We start from the raw sequence: 18,745 nt of genomic DNA on the forward strand, positions 1-18,745 counted from the left end.
GAAAGCCGCCCCTCACTTCACTTCAAACTCAGGATCGACCGGAATCTGCATCGCAGTCACCAGATGGTTGGTCTGCCCGGCCAGCCCGATGATCGACACCAGCTCGCCATGCTGCGCATCGGTCAAGCCTTTGGCGCGGGCGGCTGCCGTATGCGAATGGACGCAGTAGGAGCAGCCATTGGCGGTCGACACCGCGATATAGATCATTTCCTTGGTCAGCGGGTCGATGGCGCTCTCCGTGGCCATCACCACCTTCACCTGTTCCCATGTCCGTTTCAGCAAGGCCGGATCGTTGGCGAGCCCACGCCAGAAATTGTTGACGAAATCCGATTTGCGCGTCGCGCGGATGTCGTCGAACACAGCCTTCGCAACCGGGATTTTTTCGACCTCAGCATCGCTGAGGAGTTTTGTGGCGGCCATGGCGTTTCCTTTCGTTGAATCGGTGGATCAGGTGGTTGAATCAGGTCTCGAGCAAGGGCGGCTAACCGGCTATTCCGATTCAGTTTTTGATGCAGACAGAACCATGGCGATTGGCCGAAGCATCTCAGCTTCATTCACGTGCGAAGCAGGGGGAAGCGCCGTCGCGGAGACCCGAGGATGACGAAGGCGCTGAGGCCTTCGCCAATTGGCGACGTATGCGCACCCTCAAACACCGACCAGAAACCTAATGAACCGCCGCATACATGATCTTCTCCTCCGTCGCCTCCGCCGGCGAGAACTCCTCCACGATGCGCCCCTGTCGGCACACCAGAATCCGATCCGACAGGTTCATGATTTCCGGCAGGTAGGACGAGATCACCACCACCGCCAACCCCTCGTCGGCCAGCCGGTTGATGATCTGGTGGATCTCGGCGATGGCGCCGACATCGACGCCGCGCGTCGGCTCGTCGAAGATCACGATACGCGGCTGCTGCACCAGCCCCTTGCCGATCACCACCTTTTGCTGGTTGCCGCCGGAAAGCTCGACCACGCGGGCATTGTCGTTGATCGCCTTGATGTTCAGCGTCTTCGTCCATTCAGCGGAAAGCCTGCGCATCTCCTGCTGGTTGATCACCCAGGCCTTTTCGCGGCCCGCCGCCAGGAGCCCGCCGAACAGGTTCTCGGCAATGCCCATCGTCTCGAAAATGCCCTCGCTCTTGCGGTCCTCGGTAACATAGACGATGCCGTCGGCGACCGCCTCACTGGGCACGAGATAGCGCACCGGCCTGTCGTCGAGTTCAATCGCGCCACCGCGCAAAAAATCGCGCTTGTAGATGCCGGAGACGATCTTGAAGGTCTCGGTGCGGCCGGAGCCGATCAGCCCGAACACACCGGTGATCTGTCCCTGAAAGATCGAGAAGGAGGTGTTGCGCACGACATTGCTCATCGAAATGTCCTGCACCGACAGCACCTTCTTGCCGGCCTTGCGCAGCTTCGCCTCGTCGCGCTGGCGGTAGATCTGTCCCGACAAAGTGCGCCCTACCATGGCGGCGACGATCTTGTCGCGATCGAAGGCCGATGTGTCGTCGGTTATGACCAACTCGCCATCGCGCAGGATTGTGATGCGGTCGGCGATCATCAGCGCCTCTTCCAATGCATGGCTGATGAAGACGATCGAGACGCCGTTCGCCTTCAGCCGCCGGATCAGTGCGAAAAAGTGCCGCTTCTCCTCCGGCGTCAGCGTCGCCGTCGGCTCGTCGAAGATGATAATCTCGGCATTGTGGTGAACGGCGCGCGCGATCTCGACCATCTGACGCTTGGCCGCGCCGAGCGTTGCCACCATGGCGTTCGGGTCGACCGGGAAGTTCAGCGATTGCAAAAACTGTTGCGCCGAAATGTAGGTGCCGCGCAGCCGGTTGAGAAACTTTTCGGTGCCGAGATAGAGGTTCTGCGCCACTGTCATCGACGGCACCAGGCTGGTCTCCTGGAACACCATGGCGATGCCGGCCTCGAGCGCCGCATGCGGCGAGGCGTAGGCGATCTCGCGGCCTTTGTGGAACATCTTGCCGGAAGTGGCGTCGACGACGCCGGCAATGATCTTGGTCAGTGTCGATTTTCCGGCGCCATTCTCGCCGAGCAGCGCGTGGATTTCGCCCTTGCGCAGTTCGAAGCTGACTTGTCTGACCGCGGGCACGCCGCGATAGTTCTTGGTGACATTTTCCAGGCGCACGATCGGTTCCATCAGAAACCTCCCGCGTCGAGCACGCAATCGCCGCCCCTGGAGGCGATGAATAGAAGTCCGTCCTTCTCCGCCACGCTGCAAATGCCGTGGCGCGTGCCGTCGGCGCGGCTGTGCAGGCTGAATTGCGGCTGCATGGTCCGGTCGAGCTTCACCACCAGCCCGTAGGAGCGGCTCGGCGACCAGGGCTTGTGGATGCCCATGGTGCGGATGCCGCCACATTGCAGCGGTTCGAGGAAGCTGCGGTTGGAGGCCAGCGCCGGCGCGATCCAATAGGCCGGCGGCACTTGGTCGATCATGTCGCGCCGGTAATGCGTTTCCTGCAGCACGAATTCGATCAGCCGGTTGCGCGGCGCGAACAGGGCCAGCCACGCGCCGCCATCGCCGGCCGGCGCAAGGCGCGCGGGATAGCCGGGCAGATGCGTCAGCACGGTCGAGCGGCTACCGGTTGCACCATCGAAGCGAACGAGCTGGTGACGCCAGCTTTCGCTGACCAGCACATCTCGCCCCGTGGGATGGAGCCCATAGGGAAAGGCGATCTCGCCGGCCACTTTGCGGAACCCGCCGCCGGCTGCGTCCCGCCTCCAAAGCGATCCGGACGCGCCCTTCTTCATCAGGTCGGCGGCCCATAGCGACGGCGCATGCTCAGCCGAGCCATTGGCCAGCCACAACGTGTCGTCCTCGGCATAGGCAAGCGCGGTGATGCAGCTGACGCCAGACGGCAGCGAAACCTCCTTGCCGGCGACCAGCAGCTTGCCGCTCTCAAGTCCGACCGTCAGTTCTCCCGACAGTGATAGAGCCAGCGCAGTGATGGGGGAAGGAAAGGTCTCGACAACCTTCGGCTCCACTTCTGCGGCAAGCGAATAGATGGCGTTGCCGCTGGAAGCGAGCAGCCGGCCATCGGCAACCAGCAGATTGTCGGGTTCGATCAGTCCGGCAAAAACCGGCGCATCATCGAGCCGCGTGTTGGGCCGGAAGGCGCCGTCGAGCGGCGGGATGGTGACGGCCTTGCCGCGAAACATGTCCAAGATGGGATCGAGGATCATGGCTGCGTTCCCCAATAAGAAGCGGAGCTGGTCCAGGTCGGGTCCGCGCCCGCAATCTTGTAGCGGCCGATGCGGTTGTTGAGGATGCCGCCGACGAACAGGAAACCCTTGTGCTCGCGCATCGAGGTGACCATCGGATGCGCGCCGCCGGTGAGGTCGCCCATCGCCTCGATAATGCCGCCCTTGTCGTTGAATTTCACCACGCCGCCGGTGTTGATGTTGGGGAACAGCCACTCGTCCTGCGGCAGCCGGCGCGTCATGCGCTTGCGCATATCGGGATGGCGCAGCGACAGGTCGAAGCTCGGCGTGCGCATGCCGAGCCATGCCATCCAGTAATTGCCGTCGGAGGCGCGGTTGATGTTGTCGGGATAGCCCGGCATGTCGCGGATGACGCATTCGGCGGCGCCCGCCTTCGGCCCTTCCAGCCAGTAGCGATGCACGCGGCAGGCCCAGCTCTCAGCGAAGAACAGCGACTTGCCGTCATGCGCCATGCACACACCGTTGGTGTAGCGGTAGCCGTCGAGCAGTGTCTTCGTCGAACCGTCCTTCGGGTCATAGACCAGCAGCCGGCCGGTGGCGCGGTTCTCGATCGAGTCCAGTGCCCAATCGTGGGCGTCATAGCGCTTGGTGGAGTCAGTGAAATAGATGCGCCCGTCCGGCGCGATGTCGCAATCATTGGGGTCGCGCAGCCGCGCATCGTCGACGATCGAGGTCCAGGAGCGCGACGTCTCGGCCGACAGGCGCTTCACTTCCCGATCCGGCGAGACGGAATAGAGCCCCATGGCGCCGACGCAGCTGATCAGATTGCCCGATTTGTCGAAGGCCAGGCCCAGCGGAAAGCCGCCGATGTGGGCAAACACCTCCGATTTCACATAGTCCGGCGCGAAGAAGCGGACGATCTCGCCATGGCGCGTGCCGCAATAGAGGTGATCGTCGCGGTCGAGGATGACGTCTTCCGGCCCTTCCAACTCGCCGAGCCCGATATGGTCGGCCGCCGACAGCCGGTTGTCGAGCGCGTAGGGCGTGCCTGAGCCCGGCACCGCAGACTGTGTCTCGCCCATCTTGAGATAGACCGGCGCGACATAGACTTCGTTGAGCACCTTATGGCGGTTCTTCAGCCAGCGAATGTCGATCGTCACCGCCACCGCCAGCATGATGCCCAGCACCATCTGGTTGGTGCCGGTGCCATAGCCCAGCCGGATCAGCCCGTTGGTCATGGTCAGCACGATGATGGCGCCCATCAGCCCCTTGATGACCGAGCCGCGGCCACCACCCAGGCTGACGCCGCCGACCACCGCCGCCGTCAGCGCCATGATCTCAAGGTTGAGGCCGGTGCCCGGCCCTGCCCCACTCAGGCGGCAAGCGATCAGGAAGCCGCCGATCGAGGCGCAGAAGCCGGAAAAGACATAGGTCATGAACACGGTGCGGCGCACGCGAATGCCGGCATTGTGCGCCGAGCGCCTGGATCCGCCGACCGCCAGCACATGCCAGCCCGGCCGTGAGCGCGTCAGCGCGATATGGGTGACGATGGCAAGAATGATCGCCAGCCACACCGAGACCGAAAGCCCCCAGAAGGTGCTGTCGCCGATGAAGTCGAGCACATCGGATGTCGCCTGGGAAAGCTGCACGTCTGCGGCATAGGTGGTGACGAGAATATCGAACAGCGCCCGGCCAAAAATGAAGGTGACCAGCGTAGTCAGAAAGGCGCGCAGCCTGAGATAGCCGACGAGGTAGCCGTTGACGGCGCCGAAGATGAGGCCGGTGGCGAGCGATGCCGCCACCGCCAGCCAGATAGACTGTTCGAGAATGAAGAAGACATAGACGGCGGAGAAGCAGGACAGCGCGAAGATCGAACCGACGGACAGATCGATGCCGCCGCCCAGCATCACCACCGTCATGCCGGTGACCACCATCGAGAACTCGCCGAGCTGGCGGGTCGATTCCTGTAGCGAGGTCAGCTTGAAGAAGCCGGGAATGATCGAGCCGAACACGCTGAGCGTCGCCACCAGCGCCAGGAACGGAATGGCGTTGTCGGTCCAGCGTTTTGTCAGGATTTCGCCGACCAGATGGTCGGGCACGAGATTGTAGCGCCAGGACTGGAGGCGTTCGCGAAAGGACATCGGCGGCTGCTATTCCATGAGGGAACGAGGTGACCGGATTGTCCAGCCACCTCGTTTATTTCAGTCGAAAAAGCGCGGCTTACTTCGCCGCCGCTTCGGCCTGCAGCGCCTTCAGGTCCCAGCAGCTGTCGGGCTTGAGGTCGGCCTTGGTCGTAGCCTTCTCCAGTGTGTAGATGTAGGTGTGCGACGTGCCGGCCGGCTGGCCGCTCTGCAGCAGGAACTTGATGATAGCGTTCATGTCGCCGGACTGGCGAGCCAGATCGGTCATCACCACGGCGCCGTAAGTTCCGTCCTGCAATTTGTCGCAATCGGCCGCCTTCTCGCCGCCGCCGGTGGTGACCAAAAAGACCTTGCCGTCGAGCTTGGCGTCGCGGATGGCGGCGGATGCGCCGGTGGCGTCGCCATCCCAGAAGTCGATGATCGAGCAGATGTCGGGGTTCTGCTGCAGCATTGTCGTCGTCACGTTGCGCGACGTCGTCGGATCCCAGTTGGAGTCGGGCTTGGCCACGACTTTGAAGTCGGGGTGCTTCTCCAGCACCTTCATGATGCCGGCATACTGGTAGAGACTGGACGAGTTGGCCTGATCACCCTGCACAAGGCCGATCTTCTTCGACGAATTCTCGCCGCAGCCCTTGATCGCCGCTTCGGCCTCGAGTTGGCCGAGCCGGTCCCAGTCGCTGCCGACAAAGGCGTCGGCCGGGAAGTTGGCGGGATTGTCGACCAGTATGACGTAGGTGCCGGCGGCCTGCGCCTTCTTCATCAGCTTGGAATAGGAGTTGAGGTCCGGCGCATGGATGATCAACACGTCCGGCCTTGTGTCGGACGAGATCGCGTCGGTGATCGCCTGTGCACCGGCATCGACGACCCAGTTCGGATCGCGTGTTTCGAAGGTGCCGCCCCAGGCCTCGACTTCCGTCTTCAGATAGTGCGACCAGCCCTGCGCAAGGTCGAAGCCCATCGCCAGCGGCACCAGCATGACGCGCTTGCCCTTGAGCGCCTGCGCGTATGCGGCCGGGCCCGGATCGTCGGCGGCGAAGGTCGGCGCGACGAAGGCGGTAGCGGCAAGCGCCGTGGCGGCCGCCATCAGTGTTCTGATCAGTTTCATGTCACATCCTCTGTTTTTCACTTATTGCCGGCCGGTCCGCATGACCCGTCGGGTACCCCTTAGATGTCGCCCTGCTGCGCGGTCTGTTCGTCGCGCGGATTGATGATGCCGTCGACGATGATGGCTCCGAGCAGGATCGCCGCCTTGATCAGGTTTTGATAGAGCAGCGGAATGTCGATGATGGTCATCGCGTTCGACAGGATGCCGATAAGTGCAGCGCCCACCAGCACATTGCGCACTCCGCCCCGCCCGCCGGACAGGCCGATGCCGCCGATCACCGCCACCAGCACGATGTCATAGAGCAGCGTCGAGTTGACGACGCGGGTGTTGATCGAGTGCAGGCTCGACGCCGTCAGCAGGCCGGCGATCAGCGCGACGAAGGCCGAAACCACATAACGCAGCACCAGCATTGGCCGCACCGGAATGCCGATGTTGCGCGCGGCGACCGGATTGTCGCCGGCGAAATAGATGTAGCGGCCCCATTTGGTGTAGCGCAGGAACAGGAAGAACAGGAAGGCGAGCCCGGCGAAGACGAACACTTCGATCGGAATGTCGAGGAAACGCAGGCCGCCGAGCAACTCCACCCAATGGCCCTGAGGCACCGGCACCGCATCCTGTGTGATCAGTTGCGAGCGGACATAGCCGAAGACGAAGGAGCCGGTCGCCAGCGTCACGAAGATCGCCGGCACGTCGGCATAAGCGACGAGAAAACCGTTGAGCAGGCCGATGGCGAGCACGCCTGCCAGCACATAGGCGAAGGCGAGCCCATCAGGCGTTCCGGCGTTGAGCAATTGTAGATACCAGGCGACCGACATCGCCATGATCGCCACCGCCGACAGGTCGATGCCCCTGCCGATTATGACGACCGCCATGCCGAGCGCCAAAATGCCCAGCACCGACACCGAGCGGACGATGGCAACGAGATTGTTGGCAGCGATGAAACCAGGCAGCCCAATGGCAGCGGCGACGAACAGCACCACGGCGATGGCAAAGACAATGCCTTCCTGATTCAGGCTCCTGACATTTGGCCAGCCAATCGTGTTCATGTCTGCATTCGCCCCGATGGCAGCTCTGCCACCCCTTCCGAGAAAGCTAATCGGCTCGGCGCCGCTTCGTCAAATGAATCCGCGCTCGGAACACCCGTTGGCAGTGATAATCTTCCAGTGGACGCACCGATGCTAGAACTGGCGCAATCCTAGGAAAAGGCTGCGCTTTTGGCATTTGGTTGCACCATTGCGCGTATGCGCGAAGGTGCCGTTCTGAGGCGAAAGCACAAGGCGGAATTAATTGCCGCCTGAGCGGCGAAAATTGCGAATTCAGGTCCTGGACGTGTGGCCTGAAACTTCGGCGCCTGCACCGGGCGGCAGCACGAGGAACCGCAACGCCGCCGCCAGCCCGATGGCGCCGATGACCAGGAAGGCGATGCGAAAATCGACGAGGTCGAGCGCCGGCCGGTGCCTGACGATCTGCGACAGGTTCAGAATGGCAGCCGCCACCGCTACGCCGAACAGCATCGACATCTGCTGCAGCATGGACGACAAAGTTGCCGCCGAGCTGCGCTGCGCCGCATCGATATCGGCGAAGGCCAGAGTATTCAGCGCTGTGAACTGCATCGAGCGCGTCAGGCCGGCGATCAGCATCAGCGCTACCACCAGCGCCTGCGGCGTCTCCGGCGAGATCGCCGCGCAGGCCATGATCGAGGCCGAGGCGATCAGGCCGTTGACGACCATGACCGTGCGAAAACCAAAGCGCCGCAGCGTCGGCGTCGTCACCGTCTTCATGCCGAGATTGCCGAGGAAATAGGCCAGGATCATCAAGCCGGCATCGACCGGCGAAAGGCCAAAGCCGACCTGAAACAGCAGCGCCAAAAGGAACGGCGTGGCGTTGATCGCCACGCGAAAAATGGTGCCGGCGGCAAGCGTAGAGATGGCGAAGGTCTGCACCCTGAACGCGCTGAGATCGAGCAGCGGATGCGGCGCGCGCCGGAGATGCCGCACCGCCAGCCAGCCGATGACGATGCCGGCGGCAACCAGCAGCACGGCGGGCAAGGCGCCGTCTTCCGGATGTGCGATGCGCTCAAGGCCGTAGAGCAGCAGCGCGAGCTCCAGCGACGTGAGGAAAAACCCCGGCCAATCCAGCGGCTTGGGATCGGCCGCGCGGTCGCCCGGAATGAAGCGCGCGACCAGCGCCAGCCCGACGAGCCCAAGCGGGACGTTGATGAAGAAATTCCAGTGCCAGGAGAGATAGGTTGTGATGAAGCCGCCAAGCACCGGCCCGACCACGGGCGCAAACAACGCCGGCCAGGTGATCAGCGCCGTGGCGTTGAGCAGCTCCGATTTCGACGCATTGCGCAGCACCAGAATTCGCCCGACCGGCGTCATCAGCGCGCTGCCAAGGCCTTGCACGACGCGAGCGGCAACGAACTGAGGCAGACTTTGCGAGAAGCCGCAGGCCAGCGAGGCCAGCGTGAACAGTACGATCGCCAGCAGGAAGATGTTGCGCGCGCCGAAGCGGTCGGCAAGCCAGCCCGACAGCGGCACGAACACTGCCATGGTCAGCATATAGGCGGTGATGCCGATGCTCATCGCCACCGCCGGCACGCCGAAGGATTGTCCCATCTGCGGCAGCGAGGTCGAGATGATCGTCGAATCCAGCAGCTGCATGAAAAAGGCGATGGCAACGATCAACGCCACGCGCCGCGCATTGCTGGCGGTTACGGCGGAGGCCTCGGTGTCGGGAACGGCAGTCATGGCGAACCGCGTTGAACAGCATATGGCTGGCCCCGTCCAGAGCTTATCCAACAAACTTCCGTGTCGGCTCGCAGCCTGTTATGGATGGGCGGGCGGCCAAGGACATTGCATGAAGCCTATCTATATCGACTACCTCAATGGCCTCGATATCGAAGCCCTGGAGATGACCGACGGCGAAATCATTGCCGCTGTCGAAGCCGGGCTTATCGCGCAAGGCAATGGCCAGACGGTGATCGAGCCGCGCGTCCATCTTGAACCCGCCCCTTCCTTCCATGGCCATTTCAACGTTCTGCGCGGCTACGTTGCGCCGCTCGATACGGCGGGCGTGAAAATCGTCGGCGACTATGTCGACAACTATCTGCACGGGCTCCCTTCAGAATTTGGCATTTTGAACCTGTTCGATCCGCGCACCGGCACGCCGCGCGCCATTCTCGACGCCACCGTCATCACCGACATGCGCACCGGCGCCGTCACCGCCATTGGCGCCAAACATCTGGCGCGCAAGAACTCCAAGGTGCTGGCCCATATCGGCGCGCGCGGCACCGCCTATTGGAATGTGCGCCTGCTCGACCATCTCTTCGACTTCGACGAGATCCGCGTCCATTCGCGCCGCCCGGAAAGCCGCGACGGCTTCGCCGCCAAACTCTCGGCCGATCTCGGCAAGAAAGTTACCGCGGTTGCCGACTGGGAAAGCTGCATCAAGGGCGCCGACATCGTCGTCGAGGCCTCGCGGCTGCCGGAGCCGCAGCCGCTGCTCAAGACCGAATGGATCAAGCCCGGTGCGCTGGTCGTGCCCTATGGTACGATGAGCGCGGTGGAGCTGTCATTGACCGACATCATGCAGAAAATGGTCGTCGACGACTGGGGCCAGTGCAAAGGCGGCAAGTTCGGCTCGCTGCGCGCCCATGTCGAGACCGGGCGGCTGAGCGAAGCGACGCTGCACGCCGAGCTCGGCCAGATCGCTGCCGGTCTCAAGCCGGGACGCCAGAGCGACGACGAGACGATCCTGTTCTGGCATCGCGGCCTGTCGCTGTCCGACATTGCGCTGGGCAAGGCGATGCTGGCCAAGGCTGCTGATAAAGGCATCGGCCAGAGGCTGCGCTTCGCATGAGCGCGCTCGTCCTCACCGGCGCCGGCGTCAGCGTCGAGGACGTTGCGCAGGTCGCCCGCGGCGGCCGCAAGGTCGAGGTTGAACCGACAGTCATCGAGAGGCTCGACAAAGCGCGAAAAGTGCTCGATCAGGTCGCCGCGTCCGGTCAGCAAATCTATGGGCTCAACACCGGGCTCGGCGCCAATCTCGGCACATCGGTCGAGGGCGATGCCAGCGCCTTCCAGCGCCAGTTGCTGGAAGGGCGAAGCGGCGCTGTCGGCGAACCGTTGCCCCAAGAGGCGGTGCGGGCGACCATGCTTGCGCGCGCAGCGATGCTGGCAGTCGGCGGCTCCGGCATTTCGCCGGCGGCTTTCACCGCCCTTGTCGATGCGCTCAATGCAGGCGTGCATCCGGTAATGCCGCAGTTGGGCTCGATCGGCGCCGGCGATCTCGTGCTGATGGCGGCACTCGCCCGTCTGCTGACCGGCGACGGCGAAGCTGACTATCAGGGTCGGCGCATGCCGGCGGCCAAGGCGTTGATGATGGCGCGGTTGGCTCCGATCAGCCTGGCGCCGAAAGACGGCCTGTCGCTGATCAACGCCTCGGCGGTATCAGCCGGCACTGGCGCGTTGGTACTGGCCGACGCGCTGTCGGCCTTTGCGCAACAGCAGCAGGCCGGCGCGCTGACCATGGAAGGGTTTGGCGCCAACCGCACCATCCTCGATCCGCGCCTGCATCTGGCGCGGCCGGCAGCCTGCCAGCAACTCGCGGCCAAGGGCTTGCGCTACCTGCTTGCCCGCGACGAAGAGCCGGCGCCGACCACCCTGCAGGACCCGCTGTCGATCCGCTGCATGCCGTCGATCCATGGTGCATTGATCCAGGCGATCGACCAGGCGCGGCTGGCGCTGGAGATCGAACTCAATGCCGCCGCCGACAATCCACTGGTGCTGGGCGATGACGGGCTGGTTCTGTCGACCGGCAATTTCCACACCGCATCGCTGGCGCTTGCCTTCGAGACGCTCGGCCTGGCGATCGCGCAATGTGCCGCGGCAAGCGTTGCCCGCTTCATCCAGCTCGCCGGCTCCGGCCGCAACGGTCTGCCCAGATATCTGTCGCCGGTTGGCGGCGCCTCGGCCGGTTTCGTGCCGCTGCAAAAGACGGCAACGGCAATCCTGGCCAGCATCCGCCACAAGGCCAATCCGGTGATGCTGGATTTCCTGGCCGTGTCCGAAGGCGTAGAGGACCACGCCACGCAGACGCCGCTTGCCGTGTCGAAATGCGCTGGGATGATCGCGCTGTGGCGCCGGCTGATCGCCTTCGAACTGATGGCCGCCGCGCAAGCCGTGGACCTGCGCGACGGTCTCAAGCTGGCGCCCGGCACAGCAGCGGTCCATACCGCGGTGCGCGCGCATGTAGCGATGCTGAGAGAGGACCGGCCGCTGGGAACGGATGCCGAGGTGCTCCATGCCATGCTCGCCGACGGAACATGGCAAGGTGCAGCGATGATCGGCAAGGAGGCCGAGTAGTCAGCCCTTTGCGTCCACCCGTTTCATGAACAGGCTGAGCTCGGCCGGATCCATGCGCACGACATGCCTGTCTTCCGGATAGGCGCCGCTATCGACGTCGGCAACGTACTCGGAAAACGCCGCGACGCGTTCCGCCTGCAGACGATCGTACTCGGCGGCGAAGTTGCGGTAGACCTTGGAATGGCGCGGCATGTGGCCCCGGTTCTGGCCAAGAATATCGTCGGCAAACAGATATTGCGCGTCGCAGCCGGTGCCCGCACCCATCGACAGCATGATCAGCGAGGTCCGTTCCGAGATCGCCTTCGCCACCTCGATCGGCACCACTTCGATCTCGGCGCCGAGAGCTCCAACGGCCTCATACTGCTTGACCGCCTCAAAAATCTGCATGGCGGTGTCGGCGGTCTTGCCGACGGCCTTGAAGCCGCCGGTCCAGGTGGCGCGGGACGGAATGAGGCCGACATGGCCGATGACGGGGATCGCGTCGTCGGCGAGCCGCTTCACGGTGGCGAAACCGGCGCTGCAATAAACGGCGTCGGCGCCGGCCTTGTAGAGCCGGAACGCCCAGCGCAGGAAATCGTCCGCCGTGCCGATCTCATAAAAATTCTCGCCCGGCATGGTGAACAGGCTGGGCGCCGCATCGCGATACTCAGGGTTGAGCACCAGCTCGGGCGGCACCGAGACGATATCGACCCCTGCCCGCTCGGCAGCCTCGGCCTCGTCCATGGTCAGGACGCGCAGCATGGTCAGCTGGCGCTTGCCCTTCATGGCGCGCAGATCGGCGACGGTCGGTCTCTTTCGGCTCATCGGGATGTCCCTGTTGGCTGGTTGCTTTTCCCGGTCACCTTACCGGCCCCGTAACAGGCCGGATAGAAGGCGGGTGGTTTATTCGCTACTCGGCCGCCGCCGACATATCGAGCTCGTGAAATTCACCGCGATAGGGCCGCGCCGTCGGCGGCAATTCGCGCTTGAGGAAATAATCCTCGTACCGCAGCTGCTTCAGCAGCACCGGCCAGACCTCGCGATAGGCATGCCACATGGACGGGTTCGCCGCCGGCAGGTCGTGCTTGACCAGCTCGTGCAGCCTCGGCAGCGCATGGTAGGGCACCATCGGAAACATGTGATGCTCGACGTGGTAATTCATGTTCCAGTAGATGAAGCGGCTGACCGGGTTCATGTAGACGGTGCGCGTGTTCAGCCGGTGGTCGACGACATTGTCGGCCAACCCGATATGCTGCAGCAGGCCGGTCAGAACCATGTGCCAGCTGCCATAAAAACGCGGCAGGCCGATCAGCACCAGCGGCAGCCATGAACCCAGCGCGATCGCGAGGGCGATCGTCGCAACGTACACGGCGACATGCCAGCGCGCCGCCGTGATGGCCTTGCCCTGTTCGGTCTCAGGAATGTAGCTCTTTTCGTCGTCCGACAGCTTGCCCAACGCCTGGCGCGCCAGGATCGGCAGCGAATAACGGAAATCGAGAATGCCGGTGAAGGCAAGCGCCGCCTTGACCAGATTTGGCGGCCGCATTACCGCGATCTCGGCGTCACGGCCGACGATGATCGTGTCGGTGTGATGCCGCGCATGGCTCCAGCGCCATTGCACCGGATTGCGCACCACCATGAAGCTGGCGATTTCGTAGATCGCATCGTTCATCCAGCGTGTGCGGAAGGCGGTGCCATGGCCGCATTCGTGCCAGCGCGAATCGCTCGACGATCCATAGAGCACGCCATAGACGAGCAGGAACGGCACCACCCACCACGTGCCCCAGAACCACACGATGCCGGCGGCCGAGCCCAGGATGGCTGCGATCCAGATCACCGTATCGCGGATCGCCGGCCCGTCGGAGCGCTGCATCATTTCCTTCATTGCCTTGCGCGGCACGTCGGTGTGATACCACTCGGCCGAGGCCAGCCCGGTCTCGATCGCCCGGCGGGTGCTTTCGCCGACCAGGCCGTAATCGCGCTTTGTCTTGGCCGTCGCCATCACCGTCTCGCCCTGCCCTTAGAGACCGTTGGCGCGGAATTTCCCGTCGAGGAATGTCTTTGCGCGCGGCACGTCGTCCTCGGTCAGATGCTCGATGATAACAGGGATGTTCGGGTGCTTCTCACTGAGCCGCTGCAGATAGAGATCGTAATTCAGCGATCCCAGCCCGGGCGCCGGCAGCTCGATCTCGCCGACGCCGCGGAAGGTCAGCCCCTCATGCGCGTCCGCGTCGCCGATATCGGCATGCTTCTCGGTCTTGTCGCTGCCTGAGCGCTTGACGTCCTTGGCGTGCGCGATGCGGATCTTGTCGGCCAGCGTGTCGAACACCTGGTTCAGCACCTGGTCCATGCGGTCGATATTGTGCGCCTCGAAATAATTGGTCGGATCCATCAGCAGGCCGAGGCCCGGATGGTCGACCTGCGCGAACATTTTGACCGTCTCCTCGACCGAACCGACGACATTGTTGACATAGGTTTCGAGCAGGAACACCGCGCCATGGTCGTAAGCCGTCTGGGCAAGATCCGAGATCACCTTGCGGCATTCCTCGAAGCCTTCCTCGGTCTTGTTTTTGGGATGATGCACCCAGTCGGATTCGGTGTTGTAGGTGCCGGTCTCCGAGATCACGTAGGGCGAGCCGAAGTCGCGCGCATTGCGGATGATTTCCTTGAGATAGCCGACGCGCTTCTCGCGCTCGGATTTGTCGGGATGGATGATGTTGGTGTAGCCCGAGATGCAGCAGACCGGCAGATTGTGGTCGCGAAACGTGTCGCGCACTGTCCTCGCCTTGTCCCCGGTGATCTGCCCGGCCGTGAGATCGACATCCCTGAAATGCATGTCGAGCTGCACTGTGTTGAAGCCGAGTGCACGGATGCGGCGGGCGGCCTCCGCCAGCTCATAGGGGAAATAGCCGGTGAAGATACCTGCCTGCATCATGATGTGAACTCCTCCCGGTAAGCGATTCAGCCGCCACACTATTCGGCGGCATGTTCAGTCGATCGATATCTCGGACAGTTTGACGGTGCGGCCTTGCGCCATCGAGCGGTAGCCCGCCTCGACCAGTGCCATTGTCTTGACGTTATCGGCGACGGAGAGCGCCGGCGGCGCGCCTGTCTTCACCGCATGCTGCAATTGCTCCATCACGCCGATGAAGGCATGCGGGAACCACATCGTGTCCCAGCTCGGGCTGACCCATTCGCCGCCGGTCGTCTTGGTCGACGCATAGGTCAGCGTCGAGGCCACGCCTTTCGGCCAGCCGATCGTGCCTTTGGCGACACCCTTGGTGCCGTCGACGCGCCAGTTGATGTGCTGGTCGTCCTCATAGCCCTCCTGGCGCGGTCCGGACCAGACATCCTCCAGCGACACGGCGAGCACGCCGGAGGGAAAGCGCAGCGTCGAGACGGTGATGCCGTCTGAATGGTCGAATGTCGTGCGCGGATCCTTGCGCGTCAGCGTGGTGATTTCCGAGGGATCGCCGAACAGGAAGCGCAGCACGTCCAGATGATGCACGCTCATATTGGCGAGCGTCAGCCGGTCGTAGTCCTGAAGGAAAGTCTGCCAGTGCGGGATCGCATGCATGTCGATCTGCGCAAAGACGATGTCGCCCAGCGCGCCGCTGTCGATGATCTGCTTCAGGACGCGCATCGACTGGTCGTAGCGCATGTTCTGGTTGACCGAGAGGATCTTGCCTGACTTGGCTGCCTCGTCGCGCAGCTTCACGGCTTCATCGACCGACAGCGCCAGTGGCTTCTGCGCCAGGATCGCCTTGATGTGAGGCTGCTTCAGCGCATGGCGGATCAGCGCCGGCTGCTGGTCGGGCGGAAAGGCAAGGTCGACGATCTCGACCTCAGAATCCTCGATCAGCTGTTCCGGTGTGTCGTGGACGGTCGCAATGCTCCAGCGCTTCGCCACCTTCTCGGCGCTGGTCTTGGTGCGCGAGGCGATGGCGACGACTGGGAAACCGGCCTGCGCATAGGCGGCAAGATGGCATTCGGCCATGATCATGCCGGCGCCGATGCAACCGATCCGGTATTCGCTGGTGCGAACCCTCACATCCGGCTCGAAACCCTGGCCTGCCATCCATTCCTCCCTTGGACGACAGGATATAACGCCATGGCCGGCCCATCAGCCAAGGTCCGCTCCATCAATTCCCATCAGAACCATGCCGGGGTGACGGTGCGAACTAGTTTGCGGCAATCAGCACGGTGCTTTCCGGCGACCAGCTGAGCATTACATTCTGGCCCTCGGCCAGCCGGTCACTGCCGGTATTCTGGACGATGACTTTCAACGTCTGGCCGGCACGCTCGACGAAATAGGTGCTGTTGTTGCCGGCGAAAATGCGCTTGGAGATCTGGCCCTTCAGAGCGTTGGCATTGGCCGCATCCGCAACCCCGGCATCGGTCGCGATGCGAATGCGTTCGGGACGCACGGCGCAGCTGGCCTTCGTACCGGCGGCAAGCCGATCACCCACCCCGGCGGCGATCGCCGTGCCGTCAGGCAGCCGGATGCCGTTGCCGGTCGCATCGCCGCGAAAAATGTTTGCGTCGCCAAGGAAGGTGGCGGCGAATTCGCTCTTCGGCCGGTCGTAGATTTCCTCCGGCGGCCCTTCCTGCACGAGCCTGCCGTCCCGCAATATGCCGATGCGGTCGCTCATCGTCAGCGCCTCTTCCTGGTCGTGGGTGACGAAGATGGTGGTGATGCCGATCTCGCGCTGGATGCGCTTCAGCTCGATCTGCATGTCGACGCGCAGCGCCTTGTCGAGCGCGCCGAGCGGCTCGTCGAGCAACAGCACGCGCGGCTTGGTGACGATGGCGCGCGCCAGCGCCACACGCTGGCGTTGGCCGCCGGAGAGCTGGTGCGGCCGGCGCTCGCCGAGCTTGCCGAGCTGAACCAGATCGAGCGCGCGCTGCACTTCGGTGGCGATCGTCGCTTTCGTTTCGCCGCGCACCGACAGGCCGAAGGCGACATTATCGGCGACGCTCATATTGGGAAACAGCGCATAGTTCTGGAACACCATGCCGATGCGCCGCTTTTCGACCGGCACCCGTTCGACGCTCTCGCCGCCAATGGCGATGCGGCCGGAGTCGGGAAAGTCGAAGCCGGCGATTTGCCTGAGCAGCGTGGTCTTGCCGCTGCCCGAGGGGCCAAGCAGCCCATAGAAACCGCCATCGGCGAAATCGATGGAGACGTGGTCCAGCGCCTTGTGCGCGCCAAAACTGCGGGAGACGTTCGATACCTGCACGCCGGCCATTATTTCTCTCCGCCGAATTTGAAGAAGCGCGCCGTGAACAGCATCAGCGCCATCGACACGACAATGATGATGGTCGAGACCGCGTTGATCTCGGGCGTGAACCCCTTGCGGATCGCGGCGTAGATTTCGACCGGCAGCGTCGTCTGCCCCGGCGTCGCCAGGAAGTAGGAGACGACAAACTGGTCGAACGACACGGCAAATGCGAACAAGCCGCCGGCAATGACGCCGGGCATGATCCACGGCAGCGTCACACGCGCGGTCACCTGCCACTGGTTGGCGCCGAGCGAGCGCGCCGCCTCTTCCAGCTCCGGTGCAAAAGTCTGCAGCCGGGCCGAGACGACGACGATGACATAGGGCAGCGCCAGCGCCACATGGCCGAGCAGGATGGCTAACAGGCCGCGGCCAATGCCGACGCCGAAGAAGAAGATCAGCATCGCCGTGCCGGTGATCAGCCACGGAATGGCGATCGGCGGAAACAGCAGCGCCTGCAGCACTTTCTTGCCGCGGAAGTCGTAGCGGAAGAGCGCCAGCGAAGCGGCCGAGCCAAGCACCACTGAGATGAGCGTGGTGATGACCGCGATCTCGAGGCTGTTCCAGGTCGCCGCGATCAGCTGGTCGTTCTGCCAGAGCGAGGCATACCATTCCGTCGTCCATTCGAACGGCAATTGGTAGAAGGGCGAGACGTTGAACGACATCAGCGCCATGATGATGATCGGCAGATAGAGGAAGACGAGCAGCAGTCCGATGTAGAAGCGGCCTAGTCCTTCGATTATGCGGGTCGTCATCATCAAGCAGCCCTCCGCAGCACCGGCGAGGCAACCGCCAGGATCACCAGCACCACCGCCAGCAGGATGAAGGAAAGCGCCGCCCCCAGCGGCCAGTTGAAGACGGCGACGAACTGGTCCTCGATCACCGTGCCATAGAACGTGCCGGTGCGGCCGCCGAGAATGCGCGGCTCCATGAACGAGCCGACGACCGGCACGAAGATCAGTGCCGCACCTGCCACCAGGCCGGGCATAGACAGCGGGATGATCACCCGCTTCAGCACCTGCAGCCGCGAGGCGCCCAGCGAACGTCCGGCCTCGATCAGCGAGTCGTCGATGGCCTGCAAAGTGAGGTAACAGGTCAGCACCATGTAGGGCACGTAGGAGTGCACCAGGCCGATGATGACTGCGGGGTAGGAATACATCAGGTCGATGTTGATATTGAACGGCAGCACGGCGTTGAGCGCCGTGTCGAGGATGCCGCCCTCGCGCAGCACCATCGCCCAGGAGAAGATGCGCACCAGCCCGTTCGACCAGAACGGCAGGATGACCAGCAGGAAGATCGCCTCGCGGCTGCGCCCCTTCAGCACCTTGGCCAACACATAGGCTGCGGGATAACCGATGACGACGCACCACAAAGTCACTTCGAGGCCGAGCCGCAGCGAAGCGAGCAGCAGCGTCAGGTACAGGCTCTGCGAGAAGAAGGCGGCGTAATTGCCAAGGGTCAAGGCCCACGGCTTTCCCGACAGCGGCAGGTCGGTCATGAAGGAGAAGAACACCATGGCCGAGAGCGGCAGGAAGATCGCCACCGTCAGCCAGAGATAGGCCGGCGCCAGCAGCGGCAGGGCCGATCTCAGCCCGCTGCGCGACGCGACCGCACCCTGTACCGCCATGATACCCTCCTCCCCAGGATTGAAGGGCCAGCCGGCGCCAACCGCCGGCTGGTCCGGACGTGAGC

At 63.4% G+C, this 18,745-nt stretch carries 16 protein-coding genes; 2 read left to right on the top strand and 14 right to left on the bottom strand.

Annotated features, from left to right (window positions below; genetic code table 11):
• Nucleotides 1–12: 12 nt before the first annotated feature.
• From AC3CCE_RS23620 to AC3CCE_RS23650, 7 genes are all read right to left on the bottom strand, one after another.
• Nucleotides 13–420, bottom strand: coding sequence for a carboxymuconolactone decarboxylase family protein (locus tag AC3CCE_RS23620; protein ID WP_023699677.1), 408 nt, complete (start codon nucleotides 418–420; stop codon nucleotides 13–15).
• Between the two features lie 244 nt (nucleotides 421–664).
• Nucleotides 665–2,161, bottom strand: a complete 1,497-nt coding sequence (locus tag AC3CCE_RS23625) for a sugar ABC transporter ATP-binding protein (RefSeq protein ID WP_352626323.1) — start codon at nucleotides 2,159–2,161, stop codon at nucleotides 665–667.
• Nucleotides 2,161–3,204, bottom strand: coding sequence for an SMP-30/gluconolactonase/LRE family protein (locus AC3CCE_RS23630; protein WP_023696217.1), 1,044 nt, complete (start codon nucleotides 3,202–3,204; stop codon nucleotides 2,161–2,163). Before AC3CCE_RS23630 ends, AC3CCE_RS23625 begins: the two co-directional genes overlap by 1 nt.
• Nucleotides 3,201–5,324, bottom strand: a complete 2,124-nt coding sequence (locus tag AC3CCE_RS23635) for an ABC transporter permease (protein WP_352518736.1) — start codon at nucleotides 5,322–5,324, stop codon at nucleotides 3,201–3,203. The genes AC3CCE_RS23630 and AC3CCE_RS23635 overlap by 4 nt, the downstream gene beginning before the upstream one ends.
• Nucleotides 5,325–5,403: 79 nt before the next feature.
• Nucleotides 5,404–6,429: a sugar ABC transporter substrate-binding protein gene (locus AC3CCE_RS23640; protein ID WP_023668177.1), complete on the bottom strand. Its 1,026-nt coding sequence runs from the start codon at nucleotides 6,427–6,429 to the stop codon at nucleotides 5,404–5,406.
• A 59-nt stretch (nucleotides 6,430–6,488) separates the two neighbouring features.
• A complete protein-coding gene (locus AC3CCE_RS23645; protein ID WP_023668176.1) occupies nucleotides 6,489–7,475 on the bottom strand; it encodes an ABC transporter permease in 987 nt (328 codons plus the stop codon).
• 270 nt (nucleotides 7,476–7,745) lie between these two features.
• A complete protein-coding gene (locus tag AC3CCE_RS23650; RefSeq protein ID WP_352626324.1) occupies nucleotides 7,746–9,179 on the bottom strand; it encodes a DHA2 family efflux MFS transporter permease subunit in 1,434 nt (477 codons plus the stop codon).
• 109 nt (nucleotides 9,180–9,288) lie between these two features.
• Here AC3CCE_RS23650 and AC3CCE_RS23655 point away from each other — a divergent pair, with 109 nt between their 5' ends.
• Together AC3CCE_RS23655 and AC3CCE_RS23660 are read left to right on the top strand one after the other, a co-directional pair.
• Entirely contained in the window at nucleotides 9,289–10,290 is a 1,002-nt protein-coding gene (locus tag AC3CCE_RS23655; protein ID WP_023687938.1) for an ornithine cyclodeaminase family protein, read from the top strand.
• Nucleotides 10,287–11,795, top strand: a complete 1,509-nt coding sequence (locus tag AC3CCE_RS23660) for an HAL/PAL/TAL family ammonia-lyase (RefSeq protein ID WP_023752945.1) — start codon at nucleotides 10,287–10,289, stop codon at nucleotides 11,793–11,795. The genes AC3CCE_RS23655 and AC3CCE_RS23660 overlap by 4 nt, the downstream gene beginning before the upstream one ends.
• Here the strand turns inward: AC3CCE_RS23660 and AC3CCE_RS23665 are convergent, their stop codons facing one another.
• From AC3CCE_RS23665 to AC3CCE_RS23695, 7 genes are all read right to left on the bottom strand, one after another.
• Entirely contained in the window at nucleotides 11,796–12,599 is an 804-nt protein-coding gene (locus AC3CCE_RS23665; protein WP_023682254.1) for a 3-methyl-2-oxobutanoate hydroxymethyltransferase, read from the bottom strand. It abuts the gene before it with no gap.
• An 85-nt stretch (nucleotides 12,600–12,684) separates the two neighbouring features.
• On the bottom strand, nucleotides 12,685–13,776 hold the full coding sequence (locus AC3CCE_RS23670; protein WP_023712101.1) for a fatty acid desaturase family protein: 1,092 nt from the start codon (nucleotides 13,774–13,776) through the stop codon (nucleotides 12,685–12,687).
• Between the two features lie 18 nt (nucleotides 13,777–13,794).
• Complete coding sequence (locus AC3CCE_RS23675) at nucleotides 13,795–14,709, bottom strand: sugar phosphate isomerase/epimerase family protein (protein ID WP_023705643.1); 915 nt, start codon at nucleotides 14,707–14,709, stop codon at nucleotides 13,795–13,797.
• 54 nt (nucleotides 14,710–14,763) lie between these two features.
• Nucleotides 14,764–15,852, bottom strand: a complete 1,089-nt coding sequence (locus AC3CCE_RS23680) for a Gfo/Idh/MocA family protein (protein WP_023712102.1) — start codon at nucleotides 15,850–15,852, stop codon at nucleotides 14,764–14,766.
• A 103-nt stretch (nucleotides 15,853–15,955) separates the two neighbouring features.
• Nucleotides 15,956–17,023 carry an ABC transporter ATP-binding protein gene (locus tag AC3CCE_RS23685; RefSeq protein ID WP_023712103.1) on the bottom strand — a complete coding sequence of 356 codons (1,068 nt, stop codon included), beginning with the start codon at nucleotides 17,021–17,023 and terminating at the stop codon, nucleotides 15,956–15,958.
• Complete coding sequence (locus AC3CCE_RS23690) at nucleotides 17,023–17,811, bottom strand: ABC transporter permease (protein WP_023712104.1); 789 nt, start codon at nucleotides 17,809–17,811, stop codon at nucleotides 17,023–17,025. The genes AC3CCE_RS23685 and AC3CCE_RS23690 overlap by 1 nt, the downstream gene beginning before the upstream one ends.
• Complete coding sequence (locus tag AC3CCE_RS23695; protein WP_023712105.1) at nucleotides 17,811–18,680, bottom strand: ABC transporter permease; 870 nt, start codon at nucleotides 18,678–18,680, stop codon at nucleotides 17,811–17,813. Before AC3CCE_RS23695 ends, AC3CCE_RS23690 begins: the two co-directional genes overlap by 1 nt.
• Nucleotides 18,681–18,745 lie beyond the last annotated feature (65 nt).

The organism is Mesorhizobium sp. P160187 (assembly GCF_057766425.1).

What these genes read in the sequence shown, in the direction of transcription:
- AC3CCE_RS23640 (WP_023668177.1), bottom strand. Translation starts at nt 6,429, where the DNA reads ATGAAACTGATCAGAACACTGATGGCGGCCGCCACGGCGCTTGCCGCT.
- AC3CCE_RS23670 (WP_023712101.1), bottom strand. Translation starts at nt 13,776, where the DNA reads ATGGCGACGGCCAAGACAAAGCGCGATTACGGCCTGGTCGGCGAAAGC.
- AC3CCE_RS23645 (WP_023668176.1), bottom strand. Translation starts at nt 7,475, where the DNA reads ATGAACACGATTGGCTGGCCAAATGTCAGGAGCCTGAATCAGGAAGGC.
- AC3CCE_RS23660 (WP_023752945.1), top strand. Translation starts at nt 10,287, where the DNA reads ATGAGCGCGCTCGTCCTCACCGGCGCCGGCGTCAGCGTCGAGGACGTT.
- AC3CCE_RS23695 (WP_023712105.1), bottom strand. Translation starts at nt 18,680, where the DNA reads ATGGCGGTACAGGGTGCGGTCGCGTCGCGCAGCGGGCTGAGATCGGCC.
- AC3CCE_RS23635 (WP_352518736.1), bottom strand. Translation starts at nt 5,324, where the DNA reads ATGTCCTTTCGCGAACGCCTCCAGTCCTGGCGCTACAATCTCGTGCCC.
- AC3CCE_RS23685 (WP_023712103.1), bottom strand. Translation starts at nt 17,023, where the DNA reads ATGGCCGGCGTGCAGGTATCGAACGTCTCCCGCAGTTTTGGCGCGCAC.
- AC3CCE_RS23655 (WP_023687938.1), top strand. Translation starts at nt 9,289, where the DNA reads ATGAAGCCTATCTATATCGACTACCTCAATGGCCTCGATATCGAAGCC.
- AC3CCE_RS23630 (WP_023696217.1), bottom strand. Translation starts at nt 3,204, where the DNA reads ATGATCCTCGATCCCATCTTGGACATGTTTCGCGGCAAGGCCGTCACC.
- AC3CCE_RS23680 (WP_023712102.1), bottom strand. Translation starts at nt 15,852, where the DNA reads ATGGCAGGCCAGGGTTTCGAGCCGGATGTGAGGGTTCGCACCAGCGAA.
- AC3CCE_RS23675 (WP_023705643.1), bottom strand. Translation starts at nt 14,709, where the DNA reads ATGATGCAGGCAGGTATCTTCACCGGCTATTTCCCCTATGAGCTGGCG.
- AC3CCE_RS23625 (WP_352626323.1), bottom strand. Translation starts at nt 2,161, where the DNA reads ATGGAACCGATCGTGCGCCTGGAAAATGTCACCAAGAACTATCGCGGC.
- AC3CCE_RS23620 (WP_023699677.1), bottom strand. Translation starts at nt 420, where the DNA reads ATGGCCGCCACAAAACTCCTCAGCGATGCTGAGGTCGAAAAAATCCCG.
- AC3CCE_RS23650 (WP_352626324.1), bottom strand. Translation starts at nt 9,179, where the DNA reads ATGACTGCCGTTCCCGACACCGAGGCCTCCGCCGTAACCGCCAGCAAT.
- AC3CCE_RS23665 (WP_023682254.1), bottom strand. Translation starts at nt 12,599, where the DNA reads ATGAGCCGAAAGAGACCGACCGTCGCCGATCTGCGCGCCATGAAGGGC.
- AC3CCE_RS23690 (WP_023712104.1), bottom strand. Translation starts at nt 17,811, where the DNA reads ATGATGACGACCCGCATAATCGAAGGACTAGGCCGCTTCTACATCGGA.